Source organism: Roseobacter sp. N2S (assembly GCF_031454055.1).
In the GTDB taxonomy this organism is placed as follows: Bacteria; Pseudomonadota; Alphaproteobacteria; order Rhodobacterales; family Rhodobacteraceae; genus Amylibacter.
The window spans coordinates 269,011-285,880 of record NZ_JAVDQB010000005.1; the positions used below are offsets into that span (position 1 = coordinate 269,011).

General features: G+C 56.4%; 17 protein-coding genes. 2 read left to right on the top strand and 15 right to left on the bottom strand.

The genetic code is table 11. The features are described 5' to 3' along the window. Positions 1-94: 94 nt before the first annotated feature. The 9 genes from GGE09_RS14075 to GGE09_RS14115 form a co-directional block, all read right to left on the bottom strand. Positions 95-856: a TetR/AcrR family transcriptional regulator gene (locus GGE09_RS14075; protein WP_309746784.1), complete on the bottom strand. Its 762-nt coding sequence runs from the start codon at positions 854-856 to the stop codon at positions 95-97. Positions 857-1,266: 410 nt separating this feature from the next. After that, a complete protein-coding gene (locus GGE09_RS14080; protein WP_309746785.1) occupies positions 1,267-2,046 on the bottom strand; it encodes an SDR family NAD(P)-dependent oxidoreductase in 780 nt (259 codons plus the stop codon). Further along, a complete protein-coding gene (locus GGE09_RS14085; RefSeq protein ID WP_309746786.1) occupies positions 2,043-3,410 on the bottom strand; it encodes a TRAP transporter large permease subunit in 1,368 nt (455 codons plus the stop codon). The genes GGE09_RS14080 and GGE09_RS14085 overlap by 4 nt, the downstream gene beginning before the upstream one ends. Continuing rightward, positions 3,398-3,949 (bottom strand): TRAP transporter small permease subunit, encoded by a 552-nt coding sequence (locus GGE09_RS14090; protein ID WP_309746787.1) that lies wholly within the window; start codon positions 3,947-3,949, stop codon positions 3,398-3,400. The genes GGE09_RS14085 and GGE09_RS14090 overlap by 13 nt, the downstream gene beginning before the upstream one ends. A 63-nt stretch (positions 3,950-4,012) precedes the next feature. After that, positions 4,013-5,044, bottom strand: a complete 1,032-nt coding sequence (locus GGE09_RS14095) for a C4-dicarboxylate ABC transporter (protein WP_309746788.1) — start codon at positions 5,042-5,044, stop codon at positions 4,013-4,015. Between the two features lie 33 nt (positions 5,045-5,077). Further along, a complete protein-coding gene (locus tag GGE09_RS14100) occupies positions 5,078-6,814 on the bottom strand; it encodes a thiamine pyrophosphate-binding protein (protein WP_309746789.1) in 1,737 nt (578 codons plus the stop codon). After that, the gene (locus tag GGE09_RS14105) at positions 6,811-7,785 is read right to left on the bottom strand and encodes a transketolase C-terminal domain-containing protein (protein WP_309746790.1); all 975 of its coding nucleotides are present in this window, start codon (positions 7,783-7,785) and stop codon (positions 6,811-6,813) included. Before GGE09_RS14105 ends, GGE09_RS14100 begins: the two co-directional genes overlap by 4 nt. Then, positions 7,785-8,780, bottom strand: a complete 996-nt coding sequence (locus GGE09_RS14110; RefSeq protein ID WP_309746791.1) for a thiamine pyrophosphate-dependent dehydrogenase E1 component subunit alpha — start codon at positions 8,778-8,780, stop codon at positions 7,785-7,787. Before GGE09_RS14110 ends, GGE09_RS14105 begins: the two co-directional genes overlap by 1 nt. Further along, positions 8,777-9,556 (bottom strand): IclR family transcriptional regulator, encoded by a 780-nt coding sequence (locus GGE09_RS14115; protein ID WP_309746792.1) that lies wholly within the window; start codon positions 9,554-9,556, stop codon positions 8,777-8,779. Before GGE09_RS14115 ends, GGE09_RS14110 begins: the two co-directional genes overlap by 4 nt. A 90-nt stretch (positions 9,557-9,646) precedes the next feature. On the opposite strand from GGE09_RS14115, the gene GGE09_RS14120 reads away from it, so the two are divergent. After that, positions 9,647-10,462 carry a hypothetical protein gene (locus GGE09_RS14120; protein WP_309746793.1) on the top strand — a complete coding sequence of 272 codons (816 nt, stop codon included), beginning with the start codon at positions 9,647-9,649 and terminating at the stop codon, positions 10,460-10,462. 4 nt (positions 10,463-10,466) lie between these two features. Here the strand turns inward: GGE09_RS14120 and GGE09_RS14125 are convergent, their stop codons facing one another. The 3 genes from GGE09_RS14125 to GGE09_RS14135 all read right to left on the bottom strand — a co-directional run bounded on the left by GGE09_RS14125 (position 10,467) and on the right by GGE09_RS14135 (position 12,287). After that, a complete protein-coding gene (locus GGE09_RS14125) occupies positions 10,467-11,243 on the bottom strand; it encodes an RES family NAD+ phosphorylase (RefSeq protein ID WP_309746794.1) in 777 nt (258 codons plus the stop codon). Further along, positions 11,203-11,583: an MbcA/ParS/Xre antitoxin family protein gene (locus GGE09_RS14130; protein WP_309746795.1), complete on the bottom strand. Its 381-nt coding sequence runs from the start codon at positions 11,581-11,583 to the stop codon at positions 11,203-11,205. The genes GGE09_RS14125 and GGE09_RS14130 overlap by 41 nt, the downstream gene beginning before the upstream one ends. A 98-nt stretch (positions 11,584-11,681) precedes the next feature. Continuing rightward, entirely contained in the window at positions 11,682-12,287 is a 606-nt protein-coding gene (locus GGE09_RS14135) for a TetR/AcrR family transcriptional regulator (protein ID WP_309746796.1), read from the bottom strand. A 113-nt stretch (positions 12,288-12,400) separates the two neighbouring features. On the opposite strand from GGE09_RS14135, the gene GGE09_RS14140 reads away from it, so the two are divergent. After that, the gene (locus GGE09_RS14140) at positions 12,401-12,967 is read left to right on the top strand and encodes a carboxymuconolactone decarboxylase family protein (protein ID WP_309746797.1); all 567 of its coding nucleotides are present in this window, start codon (positions 12,401-12,403) and stop codon (positions 12,965-12,967) included. Positions 12,968-13,034: 67 nt separating this feature from the next. Here GGE09_RS14140 and GGE09_RS14145 read toward each other — a convergent pair whose 3' ends face one another. From GGE09_RS14145 to GGE09_RS14155, 3 genes are read right to left on the bottom strand one after another with little or no spacing between them, the layout of a single operon-like run. Next, entirely contained in the window at positions 13,035-15,281 is a 2,247-nt protein-coding gene (locus GGE09_RS14145) for a xanthine dehydrogenase family protein molybdopterin-binding subunit (RefSeq protein WP_309746798.1), read from the bottom strand. Further along, positions 15,274-16,326, bottom strand: coding sequence for a xanthine dehydrogenase family protein subunit M (locus GGE09_RS14150; protein ID WP_309746799.1), 1,053 nt, complete (start codon positions 16,324-16,326; stop codon positions 15,274-15,276). The genes GGE09_RS14145 and GGE09_RS14150 overlap by 8 nt, the downstream gene beginning before the upstream one ends. Next, the gene (locus GGE09_RS14155) at positions 16,323-16,820 is read right to left on the bottom strand and encodes a 2Fe-2S iron-sulfur cluster-binding protein (protein WP_309746800.1); all 498 of its coding nucleotides are present in this window, start codon (positions 16,818-16,820) and stop codon (positions 16,323-16,325) included. The genes GGE09_RS14150 and GGE09_RS14155 overlap by 4 nt, the downstream gene beginning before the upstream one ends. Positions 16,821-16,870: the final 50 nt, after the last annotated feature.

Consider the following 16,870-nt stretch of genomic DNA (forward strand, 5'->3'; position numbering starts at 1 on the left):
GCTCCTTTGCTCCGGCTGGCATCCGGAGGTATCTTCTGTTGATTGAATGTTAAGGTTTGTCGGGGTCGGTACCGTCCTGACGCCCGTAGGTTGCCTAATTCGGGGGGGCTTCACGCACAATTCGCAGGGCAATGTCGCCCTGCGCGGCAGCGACAGCTTCCCGCCCGAGCCTGCCGCTTGGCACGTACCAGCGCCTGATCCAGCTGACCATGCCACCAATCGCGAAAACTGCAGACGGGATATCGTCACAGTCAAAATCGCCGCGTTGGTTGCCTTCGGTAATAATGCGCGTCAGCATACGGGTAAGGTAGCCCTGATAATCCAACACCACCTTGCGCGTTTCTTCGTCGTGATACTTCTCTTCGCGATCAAAGATGTTAACGCTTTTCTGGTTGTCTATCACAGCCAGAGCAAGTCCTTCGACAGCAGCACGAAGCTGATCCCGCGGAGTATCGGATTCAGTCACTGCGGTGTCGATGGCAGCTTTTGACTGGGTGAGGGAGAGCAGACAAATCTCAACCAGAATTTGAGTTTTGTTCGGAAAGTACGAATAGACAAACGGTTTGGTATACCCGAGGTCTTTTGCAATGGCGTGGACGGTTGTTTGTGAAAATCCGTGCGCGTCAAACAGCGAGATTGCGGCCTCAAGGATGCGCTTGCGTTTATACTCGGCTATTTCATCCTTCATATCCAAGCTACCCTCCCCTGCGTTTTCTTCGATGGATAGATCCGGCACGCCCTGCGTCAATGTATCGTTTAGCATCAGATTAGACGCAAGCACACTGTCTATCAGACGCACCGAACCCTGCAGGCTATTCGTGTTGGCCCATCTTATTGCCGTGCCACTACCATTCATTGCTTTCCCTCCCGAACGCAACAGACTTATCGATCACATCGTATCGAATATACCATCGGGTATTAGTAATCTACCCTTCGGTATATTGACTATTGATTAATCCTTTCACCTAGTCAAGTAACTTTGAGCATGAAAATCTCTATGCTTGTAAATTGTTATAAAACAGATAGTTAAGCGAAAAATTTCACGGAAGCGGTTGGTGAGAAGGGTTTGAAATGCTCGGGGGCCGTTGAAAGGACAATATCTTACGGCAAGACACAGTAGGGTGAAATGCCATCATTCATGATGTCAACTGCACCAGAATGTGTGGAAGTCTTAGTGAGGATTTTGCCGTCAGACGAGGCTTTTACCATGCCGTCCAAATTTGCACAAAAAACGCATAATCTAGATTATGTAAACTACTGACGCCTTCAAGCCGTCAGTCCACCATCCACCTTCAATTCCACCCCCGTCACATAGTCAGAGTCGTCCGAGGCTAGGAACAGTGCGGCTTTGGCGATGTCCCATGCGGTTCCTTGGCGACCCATGGGAACCATGGCGGCGCGGCGTTTGGCCAGTTCGGTGGGGTCGGTTTTCTGGTCTACAAATGCGGTGACGTGCGGGGTGTCGATTACACCCGGCAAAATAGTGTTTGCGCGGATTTGATAGGTGGCATTTTCGTGGGCTACGGATTTGGCAAAGCGAACCAGTGCCATTTTGGACACTTCATAAGACACGTAACTATAGGGTGCGGAATACACCGCAGCCAGAGAGGAGACATAAATCAGCGCGCCACTTTTTTGCGCCCGCAGCATCGGCAAGACGGCCCGGGTCATGCGCATGGCACCTGTCAGGTTGATGTCGAACACGCGGTCCCAATCCGCATCAGTGGTGTCAAGGACGCCGCCTTGCTGGCTGATGCCTACGTTGTAATCGAACACATCGATCCCGCCCCAGAGCTTGGTTGCTGTGTCTGCCACCAACTGGCCTGCATCGGGGTCTGAAACATCAGCTACCAGAACCTCGGCCTGATTGCCCTCGCTGCGGATGATTGCGGCGGTTTCTTGGGCGGCAGCTTCAGAGCGGTCCACACACAGTACGCGCGCTCCCTCGCGGGCGAACAGAACGGCTGTGGCTTTGCCATTGCCCCAGCCTTCCCCTGCCGATCCTGCGCCAATGATAACCGCGCGTTTTCCGGCAAGGCGGGTCAATGCCCCAGCACCTTATTTGGCAGCCACATGGCCAGTTCCGGTTGCCAGATCAAGATGAACAGCACTGCCACTTGCAGCAACACAAAGGGGATGATGCCTCGGTAAATGTCGCGCATTTCCACCAGATCACCCGCTGCTCCTTTCATGTAAAACAGCGCAAATCCAAAGGGCGGTGTCAGGAAAGAGGTCTGTAAATTCACGGCCACAAGAATGGTAAACCAATAGACCAGATCAGCTTTGGCAATATGTTCGCCCAGATCCATCAGATCGACGATGGGTGCGAAAATAGGCAATAAAATAAGCGTGATTTCGATCCAGTCAAAGAAGAACCCCATGACAAAAACCATTGCCATCATGGTAAATAACAAGGCCCAGTCCCCAAGGTTCAGGCTGCGGGCCAGATCAACGATCAGGTCATCCCCGCCAATTTTACGAAAGATGTAGGAAAAGGCGGTGGCGGTGGCGAAGATGAAGAATAGCAGTGCAATGGTGCGCAGGGAACTGTCCGTGGCGTCGCCCAGAACTTTCCACGAAATGCGACCCCGTATCAGGCCCAGCAAAAGGGCCGCGAACGCGCCGACGCCAGAGGCCTCGGTCGGGCTGGCAAAGCCGCCGATGATGGAGCCAAGGACTGCAACGATCAGGATCAACGGAAAAGAGACCGAGATCAATGCTTCAAGCCACAGGCCGTCTTTTTCGTCAACCGACAGGGATCGGGGCACAGGTGTTTCACCTGGGCGCAGCAGGGCACGGACAAACAAATAAATCAGATAAACACCGGCTAGGAACAGCCCCGGCAGGAAAGCTGCCACAAACACTTTGGCAAGATTTAGGGACAACAGATCGGACATAAATACCAGCATGACCGAGGGTGGAATGAGAATGCCCAAAGTGCCCGCACTTGCCACCGTGCCAGTAGCCAAAGGGGCAGAATAACCCGCCCGCATCATGGTGGGCAGGGCCATCACCGTCAGCATTACGACTGATGCCCCGATAATACCCGTTGCCGCTGCAAGGATTGTTCCCATCAGAACAACTGCCAATGCCAGACCACCGGGCACCCGCACCAACAGTTTTTGCAGGGTCAGTAACAGGTCCTCGGCAATGCGGGTTTTTTCCATCACCACGCCCATAAAGATGAACATTGGAGCGGCCACCAGCACGGCGTTGTCAATGACACCGCCGTAAATCCGCGTGGGCACCAAAGACAGATGCACAAAGCGCATTTCGCCCAAGGCCAGTGCGATAATGGCAAAGATCAGCGTGATTGCAGCCAGTACAATTGGCACGGGCAAAGCGGTAAACAGCCCTGCAATCAGGCTTAGAAACATAATTGCGGGCAGGAATTCGGTTAACGTTTCCATAGGCCTCTTTCAACAAAGGCGGAGGTGATAAGGTCGGGGCGTTTCAAAACGGCAAACAGGCGCAGCGCTACGGCTGTGCAGCCTGCAATGGTCAGAAGTGCCGAAATCGGCACGGCTGATTTGATAATCCAGCGGTTTGGCAACCCGCGCCCGCCGTTTGCGCCTTCGCCCCGTTCAAAGGCGCGCAGGGCAAATTCATAGCCGTACCACGCGATAAACAGGAAGAAAGGGATCACAAGCAGTACCACCACAGCCAATTCCAGCCATAAGCGGAAGCGGCTATTCATGCGGTCTGCAACCACGTCAATACGCACATGGGCATCACGGGTATAGGCATAGCCAAAGGCAAAGACGGCAATGACGCCGTGGATGTGCCATTCCAGTTCTTGCAGAATAAAAGACCCAGTTGAAAAAAACTTGCGTCCGACCACGTCATAGATGATGACCGCGACCAATGCGAACAACAGCACCGCCGCTAGCCGCGCCGCCCATTCGCACAGGGACGTCAGTGCCGCTGCAATTTTCAGGCTTGTTTCCATGTCCCTCCCCTTGTGGGCAATCCGATCTGGCAGGAAATGCTGCCAGATCGGGATGTGAACGGCTTATTTCAGGTAGCCGATGTTCTTCCACTCTGCGTAGTTTTCGCGAAAGGTTTGAATGTTCTCCCAAGTGGTTTTGAAATCTGCATCCGCTGCGGATTTTTCTGCCGCAACTTCGGTCCATGCGGATTCGTAGGCGGACAGGATTTCAGGTGGCCACTCATGCACCATCACACCGTTTTCACGCTGCATTTTGGCGAGGGGTTCTAATTGAACCGCTTCACCCTCTGCCATGGTTTTTAGCACTTGGGCTTCACAGGCGGTTTCAATAATCGCCCGTTCCTGCGCGCTTAGGTCGTTCCAAGTGTCCAGATTGATGATCACGCTTAGAAAGCTGGTTTGCTGATGCCAGCCCGGAAAGTAATAATGTTTGGCGTGATCGAACATGCCCACCATATTGTCGAGGAAGGGAAAGCCCAGTTCCGCACTGTCAATCGCACCGGTGTTCAGGGCAGACATGGTATCGGCCAGCCCCATGGATTGGGCTTCAACACCCAGTTTCCCCATGACCGATGCGCCCAGACCAAAGAAGCGCATTTTCTTGCCCTTCAGGTCATCCAGCGTTTTGATTTCATCGCGGAACCAGCCGGATGCTTCGGGCACCAAGGTGGAACAATGCAAGGTCTTGATGTTGTATTTCGCCTCGGTGATACCAGCCCAAGTTTCCTGACCGCCGCCGTAATACCACCATGCGGCGTATTCTTTGATGTCAGGCCCGAAAGGGAATGTGGTGAACAGCGGGGCAGATGGCACCACGCCTTCGGCAAATCCGATGGAGTACCATGAACTTTCCACTGCCCCCGTTGAAACGGAGTCCCAAACTTCGCCCGTTGAAACAATTTCGCCGGGTGCTTTCACGTCAAAATGAATCCCGCCCGCGGTTAGTTCATCAACTTTTTCCGAAATATCCCAAGCCGGTTTTCCAAGCAGTGGTAATGACTGCGGGAAAATCGACTGCATCTCGATGTCCTTCGCACTGGCCGTGGTGGCCATCAAGGTTGCGGCACAGGCCACAAGTGTAAATTTGCTTTTCATTTTAGCATCTCCTCCCAATAAATGCCGTGTGTATTAGGCCACACGATCGCCTTTCTTGACTTGAACTGTCCGGTTATCCACTGCCGGCAGCATTTTCGCCGGATCGCGGGTCACCATAACGTCAATTACGCTGGGCCGGTCTTTTTCCGCAAAGGCCGCTTTCAGGGCACCCGCGATATGGGCAGGGTCCTCCACCCTTATGCCGTGACAGCCCATTGCTTCGGCCAGTTTGGCATAATTTGTCTCTGCCAGATCCGAGCTTTGGTAATTTCCTTCTCCGTACATCAAATGTTGCAGCGCTTTCACATAGCCAGAGGCCGCGTTGTTCACCACAATCACGGTGATCCCCAGCTTCATGCGCCGCGCGGTTTCCAACTCGCCCAGCACCATGTTAAAGCCGCCGTCCCCCGTCAAGCCTACAACCACAGCGTCCGGATTGGCCAGTTGTGCGCCCATTGCACCGGGCAAGCCGTAGCCGATTGACGCAAAACCCCGATCCGGCACAAAGGTGCGACGCGCCTGCTTGGAATTGAACAGCAAGCCGCCCCAATGGGCCGCAAACCCGCCGTCTGCGATCAGGTGGCCGTCTTCGGGCAAATGATTGTTCAACTCGGTAATCAGCCGCGCCATATTGATCGGGGTTTCATCAGAATATAGACGTTCGGCGGCGACTTCATCGTGCCAGACCTGCATTTTCACAGGAATTTCAGCCAGATAATCCGCGCGCCCTGCCCGCTGGTCCGCAGCCCCTTTGGCCATGGCATCGCTTAGATCGTTCAACCCGTCGCGGGCATCGCCCCATAGTTTCACCGTCGGCTGATAGGTGCGGCCCATTTCTTCGGGGACGTTATCAAGGTGGATTACCGTCTGGCCTTTTTGCGGGATGGTGAAACGTTTGGTGGCGATTTCACCCAGTTTACACCCCGCAACAATAATACAGTCCGATGCTGCAATCAGATCATTCGCAATTCGGTCATAACGCCCGTACAGCCCCGCCGAAAGCGGATCGGTGCAGGCAATCGCGCCCTTGCCGCTCATGGTGTGGGCGACGGGGATGCCGTTGTCCTGGGCAAAACGGGTCACGGCCTCGGTGGCTTGGGAAATATGAATGCCGCCGCCGCACAACAGGATCGGGCGTTTTGCGTCCTCGATCATCCGCGCGGCTTTTGCCAAAGGTTCCGCCGCAGGACGGCAGCGTAGGGCTGGCGCGGCTTCATGGGCGGGATCGACGTCGAAATCACCGTCTTCAAAACCCCACATCCCATGTGCGATGTCTTCCGGCACGTCAACAATCACAGGTCCGGGACGGCCGGAAGTGGCCACTTCAAAGGCGCGGCGCATGATTTCGGGAATGCGCTGGATCGACTCAATCCGCAGTAATTCTTTGCAGGCGGGACGCAGTATCGCCACTTGGTCGGTTTCCTGAGTCATGTTTTTACCCGCATGATCCCGTTGCGCATCGCCGACAATCGCAACCATCGGACTGCCTGCGTTCAAGGCCTCAACGAGGCCGGTGACAAGGTTTGTCGCCCCTGGCCCAAGTGTGGCATCCACCAGCCCAACACGGCCTGACACTTTGGCATAGGCGTCCGCTGCAAACACCGCGCAGCGTTCGTCATTGATCAGATTGTGATCCAGCCCCAGACGCCGCGCCGCATCATAAAACGGCAGCAGTTGAAACCCGCCCATGCCAAACATCGGCCCCGCACCATGGGCCAAAAGCATGCGGACCAGCGCCTCGCCCCCTGTCATTTCATTGGAATTGGTCATGCGGGTACAGTCTCCATCATTGAGCGGGCGGCGTCAGAAATCATTGGTGCCGTCACGCGCATTTGGTCTTCAAGGTTTGGCGCATAGGCGATTAGCCCGCGCGGGCTACCCAAACGTTTGGGCAGGGTTTTCAGGGGAACAGTCTGGGCCACAGTGGCGACTACTTCGGCACCAAAACCCGCAACAGAAACAGATTCGTGGGCCACCAACAGCCGCCCCGTTTTGCGCACACTGTCCAGCACCGCCGCCTTATCCCAAGGCCATATGCTGCGCAGGTCAATCACTTCGGCGTCGATTCCGTCGCGGGCCAGCATTTCAGCGGCGTCACAGCACAGATTGGCGGTCTGAGACCACGAAACCAAGGTCACGTCGGCCCCTGCGCGGCGCAGTTCGGCTTTGCCAAATTCTGCGGTCTGGCTGGTGTCCACTTCGCCCTCAACCGCCCAGATGTTTTTGTGCTCCAGATAGACAACCGGATCATCACAGGCGATGGCGGCTTGCATCATGGAATAATTATCTTGCGGCGTGGCAGGACAACAAACCACCAGACCCGGAATATGAGCGTACCAAGATTCCAGCGATTGCGAATGTTGCGCTGCCGAGGAGCGCCACATTCCCATTGGCTTGCGGATGACCATGGGCGCACGGCTTTGCCCGCCGAACATGAACCGCGCCTTGGCAATCTGGTTAACCAGCTCATCCGTGGCACAAAGCGCGAAATCGGCAAAACGCATTTCCACGATAGGCCGCGTGCCAGCCATGGCGGCACCAAAGGCTGCCCCCATGATGGCGGCTTCAGAAATGGGCGCGTCTGAAATGCGCTCTGGGCCGAATTCTTCGACTAATCCGTTGTATTGTTTGAACACACCGCCACGGCCTAAATCCTCGCCCACGCACCAGACTGTTTGGTCGGCGCGCATGGCTTGGGCAATGGCCAGTTTGGCGGCATCGGCATAGGTCATGATGGTCATCAAAAAGCCTCTTGTGCGGGGGAGCCGATGTCTTGGACATCTATGAAGGCAGTTGTATCGGCAGGCCAAGGGGCTGCGCGGGCGGCATCCAGGGCGGAGTCCATTTCATCCGCAGCGGCGCGGCGCAGTGCATCCATATCTGCATCCGCTACACCTGCCGCTGCCAATTCCGTGCGCAGTCGGGCAATCGGGCAGTTGGTGTCACGCATGTGATCTGCCTCGCCTTCGGGGCGATAAGTGGCAGGATCAAAATAGGTGTGGCCGCTAATCCGATAGGTTTTGGCCAGCAGGAATTCCGGCGTGCCTGTTTCACGGATTCGATCGGTGATTTCCGCCGCAGTTGCCGCGAGTGTTGTGACGTCATTCCCGTCAGCTTCCGTAGTGCGCAGACCCAAAGCGCGCGCGCGATCCGCCACATTACCAGAGGTCATAGTGCTAGTCAGGGTCGATGCGGAATACTGGTTATCCTCGCAGACAAACAGGATCGGCAGGTTGAAAACCCCTGCCCAATTCACCCCTTCAAGAAACGGTCCGCGATTGGCGGCACCATCGCCGAAGAAACAAACCACGACCTGATCGTCCCCCAGCAGTTTGATGCCATGGGCAGCCCCTGCCGCAATGGTGATATTGGCACCGACAACCCCGTTTGCCCCCAGCATCCGCACCCCGAAATCCGCGATATGCATGGAGCCGCCTTTGCCCCCGCAACAGCCCCCTTCACGGCCCAGTAATTCCTTCATCATCGCCTCGGGTTTTGCACCTTTGGCCAACGTGTGACCATGTCCGCGATGGGTGGACAGAATGTAATCGTCAATGCGCAGCCGTTCGATCACCGCAGCGGCGACGGCCTCTTGCCCGATGGACAGGTGAATGGCACCGAGCACCAGTTCCTCATCCACCGCGGCGCGGCGTGCGGTTTCTTCAAAGGCGCGAATCCGCTCCATCATGGTCAGTCGGGCCATTCCGGCATCGCGGTCAAAATTCGACAGGTTCAAAATAACCCCTCCTGCTCTAGGACGCTGAATTTCTTGGATAATAGCGTAACTTCTTCGCGCAGTAGCGGGATCAACTCATCCTCGATGCGGGTTTTGGTCATCCGCTCGTTTATGGCGCCGATGCCGATGGCGGCACACAGACGTCCGCTACTGGTCTGGATCGGCAGGGCCACGGCGCTCATCCCGGGCACGGGGATCGAAGGGTTCAGTGCATAACCACGGGTCTGAAAATCTTCGGCCAAAGCCTCGGCGCTGTCGGGGGTGTAATTATATTCTGCCATCCAGGCCACATTGGCCTGCGCCGCCGCCATGCGTTTCGCTTTCGGCGTCACCGCATAAAGCGCCTGTCCCGATGCGCCGACCCCAAGGGGCACCCTGTTCCCCGCATCCAACGTCAGGGTACGGATGGGAAACGCGCCCAATTCGCGGCGCACGCAGATGGAAACCGCGCCCTCTGGTGCGGATAAAAATACCGTATCCCCCGAGGCTTGGGCAATGCGCGTCATGCTGCGTTTGGCCAGAGCTGCCAGATCAGAGCGGTTGGCGATCCGCGACAAAGCGGCCAAAGCGCTGCCCAGATGATACTTGCGGGTGTCGGGATCTTGATAGGCGTAATTTACCTCTTGCAAGGAAGCGAGCACCCGATGGGTGGTGGTTTTGGTGAACTCTGTTTGCGCCATGATTTCGGTCAGGCTGGCCCCAAGGGGCTGGCGGGCCAAGGCGCTTAATACGCATTGCGCACGCGCAATCGAGCCTACTGGCGCTTCGGTATTCACAAAATTCCTCCCTCATTCCTTTAATCGGAACGTTTGTTTTGATAGTAGGAACATATTGCCCCAAGCTGTCAAACAAAATATCCTGATCCCATGACTTTTGATCCACGATTCTATGATTCCATTACGGATATTGGCGCGGAATCCCCCGACTCTGTGCGGGGATGTATTGCAGTGTCTGGTTCGCACGGTGGTATGTTTGCGGCGGCTTATGCGTCGCGGGCCGGGCTGCGGGCTGTGGTGTTAAATGACGCGGGCAAAGGATTGAATGATGCAGGAATCGCAGGGGTTCGCGCCCTTGGGGATGTGGGCATGGCAGGGTGTTGCGTGGATTGCATGAGTGCGGAAATCGGGTCCGCGCGGGATGCGTTTGAAAACGGCGTGATCTCCTATGTTAACTCCGCCGCGGCAACCTTGGGCATCACAGCGGGGCAATCTGCAAAATCCGCAGTGGCTTTGTTGGAAAACGCCCCATCCCCCGTTGGAATGCTCGCCCCTGCCCCCGAATCGCGCTTTGAAACACGGGTCGGGGATACCGCCGTGCTTTGTGTGGATTCTGCGTCATTGATCACAATTAATGATGCGGGACGCTTTATCGTCACTGGTTCCCACGGCGGATTGATTGGCGGAGACCCCGCCCGCGCCTGTAAAGCCAATGCGCGGTTTGTCAGCTTTTCAGATGCTGGTGGTGGCAAAAATGATATCGGGTTGTCACGGCTTCCTGCACTGGATGTCACAGACATTGCTGCGGTGGTTCTGGACTGTATGAGCTGTGAAATCGGCAATGCCACATCTGCCTTTGAAACGGGCGTGGTTTCCAGTTTGAATGAAACCGCCCGCAGGTTTGGCGTGACCAAGGGCCAGACATTGAAATCCGTTATAAAAATCGTCGCCATGGAGCAGCCCTAGAAGTCTAGGTTTTTCTGGGCCTGTCCCAGACCATGTTTGCAAGCCGTGGGTCATTTCCAAAAGCTGTAGGGGGGAACTCGACCCCCAAACGGGGATGTTCGCGGATGGCTTGTGCGCCTGATCGGCTGATACGAATGCGCCATGTCTGGCGGTCTGTTGGCGCAGATGCGCTGAATGCGCGGCAGCTTAATACGGCGACATTACCCCCCTGATCGGGATCGCGCACCGAGGTGAAGCGGATCACCTCTGCTCCGATCTGTCTTGCTGTTTCGGCGAGGGTTTGACACGCCGTATAATCCAGCAGATGGGTCCAGTGTGCGGCATCTGCGGCTAGGGCCCCTGCCCTTGTGTCCAGCGCCACGGGCGTGTCCAGATCAACTGCAAAGCCAGTGTATTCCGCCGCATTATCAGGAAACGGCGTGCCAGGGCTTTCAGCGAAAAACAGGAAGCGGTAAAATACCATTTCCGCCACTGCCGTTTCGGGACGTTCAGCCCCATACCAGACCCCTGCAGTGATGCCAGCGCGGCGAAACCGCGAACCATAGGGGTAGGGACGATAGCGAAATGGGGTGGACAGTAAATAGTCCAGATTTTGGCACTCTTCGGGTAATGGCGGCTTGGTTGTGTCCAGAATGGCTTCGAGAAGTTCCTGTTCGGCAAGGCTGTCCACCAGTTTCTGGGTGGAGACCACATGCTGGGCTTCAACCAACCGCCATGCGGTGCCTGTAAAGGCGCGCGCCTCAGATCGGAGCGCGTCGGGCGTCCAGATAGGTGACGACATCCGCTAGTCCTTGTACTGAAGTGATCCGCTCGCTGGGGCGGGCGCCAAGGGCTGAATTCATTTGCGTTAACCAACTGCGGGCGACGGTTTCGTCGCCACCGGAAATGGCATCAAGGGATCGGAAAACGCGCACCAGCATGGCAGCCAGTTCATAAGGTTTAGTGTGTTCAGCCAAGCAGGCTTCGTCTTTGCGAAAGCGAGAGACCTGTGCCTCTGAAACGCCCAAAACCTCAGCCAGAAGCCGTCCTGACATATCCAGACGTTCTGCAGCACGCATGGCCGCTTTGGTTAAAATGGCCCCGCGATCTGGGGCGATTGCCTGTCTTTGCACGTTTTGCATGATCAATTCCCTTCCTGCCGTAAATATAGGTCATATTTATTACACAGGAAAGAAAAATTTAGCACCTTGCACCAAGTCAGCGCAGTAATGGCGCGTTTTTAGGCGAATTCTCGCTGGGACAGGGCTTCGATGTCGAGCGCAATATCTTCGGTCATTTGAATGATCCGGCTTTGGGCGTCGCTGCGTTGCGCATAAGCGCGCAGGCCAAAGATAGCGGCTTGCAGACGGCTGGCCAGACGCTCGGGATTGGCGGATGCAGGCAATTCTCCATTCAGCTGGGCGGCGCGAAAGGCACCAGCGAATTCCGCTTCCATCTTTTGCATCATCTCTTCGGTTTGAAGACGCAAAACTGGATCGTCGTCGGGCATCTCTAGCAGGGTTTTTACTAACATACAGGCGCGTGAGGGGGCTGTATCGGGATCAATACAAGCGAACGCCCGCACATGATTGGCCAGTCCCGCGAGCGGAGAGGCCGCCGTCTGTTGCGCTTTTTGGAATTGGGCCATTGCCTGACGGCCATAGTCTTTGAGGGCTTCCCCAAACAACGCTTCTTTCGACCCGAAAGCGGCGTAAATCGACCCGGGCCGCATATCCAGCGCCGCCTCAAGGTCTTTTAACGAAGTCCCGTGATAGCCTTTACGCCAAAACAGCGCCTGCGCTTTGGCGAGCACATCTTCCCTGTCATAGCTGGCATGTCTGGCCATTTTGGGATCTCCGTTCATTAATGAGTGATCGCTCATAATATAACTTGAACAATCGCTCAAGTAAAGCTAACTGATGTATATAGTTGAGCAATCACTCAAGAAAGGACAGCCCTATGACCGAGTTTACACTACACACCATCGAATCTGCCCCCGAGGCCAGCAAACCCCTTCTCGAAGACAGCCTGAAAGGATTCGGGCGGGTGCCTGGATTGCACGCCGTCATGGCGGATTCGCCCGCATTGCTGGACGGTTACAAATATCTGCACCGTGTCTTTGCGCAGGACACCAGTTTTGACAAAGACGAGCTGACAGTGGTTTGGCAGACAATCAACGTGGAACATGAATGCCATTACTGCGTTCCCGCTCACACGGGCATTGCCAAGATGATGAAAGTGGATGACGCAATCTCCGAAGCCCTGCGCAATGAAACTCCGCTGCCAAACGACCATCTGGAGGCGCTGCGGACTTTTACCCTGCAAATGGTGCGCCAACGGAGTGATGTGACGGATGCGCAGGTTCAGACATTTCTGGACGCTGGTTTTACCAAACAGCAGGTTCTAGAGGTCGTCTTGGGGATCGCACAAAAAGTGATGTCAAATTACACCAACCATCTGGCTGAAACCCCGGTAGACAAACCGATGCAGGCCTTTGCTTGGGAAAAAGCGGCCCCAAAGGGATAAACATCCCGCGAAAACCATGAAAACGGGCCGTACATGCGGCCCGTTTTCTTTCAAAATGCGTCTGCTCCTAGCCTCGGATCAAATCTTCGATCCGGATCGGAAAACGGCGAACACGGGTGCCAGTGGCATGCCAGATTGCATTGGCGATGGCCCCGACTGACCCGACACCGCCGATCTCACCCACACCTTTGATGCCAAGTGCATTCACATAGGGGTCGTCCTCGTGAACCGTGATCACCTCTAGCCCTGTCACATCGGCGTTGACTGGTACGTGATACCCCGCAAGGTTGGCGTTCATGATCCGACCGGTTCGGGGGTCATGCTTTGCTTCTTCATGCAAGGCAAACGAGGTGCCCCAGATCATCCCGCCCATCAGCTGGCTTTCGGTCAGACGCGGGTTGATAATCCGCCCCGCCGCAAAAGCGCCAACCATCCGTGTGACGCGGATTTGGTACAGATCAGGGTCGATTTTCACCTCGGCAAAAACCGCACCGTGGGAATTCATCGCATGTTTCGCCGCAACCTCTGGCGGGCGCGAGGCGCTGCCGTTGCCGACCACGTCAAGGCTGCCCGCACGGGCCATTATCGCAGCGATTTCATCACTGCGACTTTCGTCCCCTTCCACATACACCCGACCGTTTCGGGCCACAAAACCGGCATTTCCCGCCCCGTGCAAGGGGGACCCAGGATCGTTTGAGGCAACTTCGCCCAACTGACGGATCACATCACTGCCAGCCGCATGAAGTGCGCCGCCTGCCGTGGCCGTATGACCCGATCCCCCCGCAACGCCGCCATCTGGTAGTGCTGAATGACCCGCATGGAATTCCAGTTTTTCCATCGGCAGGCCAAGGCTATCTGCCGCAATTTGTGCCAATGCGGTCCAAGCCCCCTGCCCCATATCCACAGCAGATGTTTCAACTAAGGCCGTGCCATCTGCCCGCAGTGTAGCGCGCGCATCGGCGGCGAACATCGGACAGGGAAACAGGGCAGTCCCCATGCCCCAGCCTGTTAGCATGCCGTTTTTGTCCAGCATTTGTCGGGGTTCCAACGGTCTGTCAGCCCAACCGAACCGCGCAGCGCCCTGTTCGTAACACTCGCGCAGGGCTTTTGACGAATAGGGCCGTCCAGTGCCCGGTTCGGTATCCGCATAGTTGCGCAGGCGGAATTCCAGCGGATCAAGCCCTGCCAGTTCGGCCATTTCATCCATAGCACACTCCAGCGCAGCAGAGCCGGATGCCTCGCCGGGGGCGCGCATCGGACCGGGGGTTCCGACATCAAGGCGCACGGCCCTATGCACTGATTTCAACGCCCCTGCAGCATAAAGCCCTTGGGAAGCATTTGCTGCAGGTTCGATGAAATCATCAAAAGTTGACGTTTCAGCCAAACCTTCGTGATCGAGCACAGTCAACGCAGCATCTACATCAACCCCCAGCCGCAACCGCTGGCTGGTGGCGCCGCGATGGCCAACGGGGCCGAACATTTGCTGGCGTGTCAGCATCAGTTTGACTGGCCGCCCCGCCAGTCTAGCCGCGAGGATCGCCAAGACCTGCGGGCCAGTCGGAAAGGCTTTGGACCCGAAGCCGCCCCCCAGATAGGGGCTGCGCAGGGTGACGTTTTCAGCAGGGATACCAAAGAAATAGGCATAGCCCGCGCAAGACATGTTCAACGCCTGACTGGGCATATCGAGCGTTACCTTATCCCCGTCCCACTCTGCCACAACCGCATGGGTTTCCATCGCGTTGTGATATTGCGCGGGGGTTTCATAGGTCACATCAATAGACTGCACAGCCGCGGCATGCCCTGCCGCCACATCGCCGTGCTCTGCGCCAGCAGGTGTGCCAAAGCCTTGAGGCGGCACAGATATCGGTTCGTTTTGATCCAGTGCAGTGCGTGCAGGTTCCACTTCATATTGCGGGTTCAACAGGCGCGCGCCTTCTGTTGCAGCTTCTAGGGTCTCGGCCAGAACCATGGCAATAGGCTGGCCCGCATAGCGCACGGTGTCATCCTGCAGTACCTCAATGCGAAACGAAAACATCGTGACTTTTTCCGAAGGATCGCCCTGTAGGGGCGGGCGGTTTTGCGGCGTGATCACATGGGTCACACCTGTATGCGCCTCTGCGGCCGCGACATCCAGATGGGTCACACGGCCCCGCGCAATGCTGGCTGGTACATAAAATGCATGCAGCAGATTAGCGGGGGAATTGTCAGCCGCAAAATTGGCAGCGCCGGTGACTTTTGCGATCCCGTCACGGCGGGTCAGCGGTTGCCCTGCATTTGATCCGAAACGGGCGGGGCTAGTAAGAGTATCAGGCATTTAAGGAATCTCCTTGATCCACGAAGGGAGAAGCCGGAAGGGCGGGCATCCGCGCGGGTGTTCCAGCGGCTGCCAGTACCAGCGCACGGCTGGCGGTGCGGCGGGCCAGTTCAATCTTCCAGTCGTTGTCGTTTGAGGATGAGGCCCCAGCCAAAGCGGCCTCGGCGGCTTGGGCAAACAGGGCGGGATCGGGGGCCTGGCCGATTAACAAAGCCTCGGCTTTGGCCACGCGCCAAGGTTTTGCCGCCACAGCCCCAAGGGCCAGTCTGGCCTTGGTGATAGTCCCGTCTTTAATCTGCATTGCAGCGGCGGCGGAACTGGTGGCAAAGGCAAACGAGGTCCGGTTGCGCACCTTAAGGTAGCGCGAGTTTCCCGCAAAATCGCCCGCTTCTGCTGGCAATCGTAAGGCAAGGATCAATTCCCCCGCCTGCAAAGCGGTTTCACGCTCTGGTGTGTCTTCGGGCAAAAGGTGGAAATCGGCAAAAGCGATGTCCCGTTTCCCCGCAGGCCCTTGGACCTCTATCACGGCCTCAAGCGCGGCGAGGGATACACAGAAGTCTGACGGGTTGGTGGCGATGCACTGATTGCTCCACCCCAAAATTGCAGCCGTGTCATCCACGCCTCCTATTGCATCACAGCCTTGGGCGGGGCTGCGTTTGTTGCAGGCGGCATTTGCGTCCTGAAAATAAGCACAACGGGTGCGTTGCATCAGATTGCCAGACACAGTCGCCGCATTACGCAACTGACCAGAGGCGCCCGACAGCAAGGCCTCGGCCATCATCGGAAAACGGCGCAGAATATCGGGATTGTTCGCAAGATCCGCATTGCTAACCATAGCCCCAATGCGGGTAGACCCGTCCGCCAGCGTTTCAATCTGATCCAGCCCTGTTAAGCGTTTGATGTCGATCAGTTTATCCGGTGCCATCGCGCCGATTTTCATCAGATCCACAAGGTTTGTACCGCCACCAAGCCAGGCAGAACCGGGTTCCCACGCAGCAAGGGCTTCGTCCACCGTGGTGGGTTGGGCAAAGTCGAAAGTCTTCATTTGACGTCTCCGGTGTGAGTGTCGGACATGGCGCGTGTGGCTTCTTGAACCGCTTTTGTAATGCCGTGATAGGCAGCACAGCGACAGATATTGCCACTCATGCCTTCGCGAATACGCTCTGGGTCATCGCCTGCCTGGCCTTCGGCAATCAGGCCGACCGCGCTCATGATCTGGCCTGATGTGCAGTAGCCGCACTGGAACCCGTCATTTTCAATGAAGGCGGTTTGGACGGGATGCAGGCTGTCGCCCTTGGCCAGCCCTTCGACTGTGGTGACCTCTGCGCCGTTCAGCGTGGCGGCAAGGGTCAGGCAGGAATTCACCCGCTTGCCGTTCAGCAGAACCGTGCAGGCCCCGCATTGACCGCGGTCGCAACCCTTTTTGGTTCCGGGCAGCGCCATGCGCTCGCGCAGTAGATCAAGCAGAGTGACCCGCGCATCTTGGATTGAAATGTCTTGCGGTGCCCCGTTAACAGTAAGGTTAATCGAAAGTGACATACGTCTTCCTTTCATATGGCTATTTGCTGGATATCGGGCTCTCGCGCCCG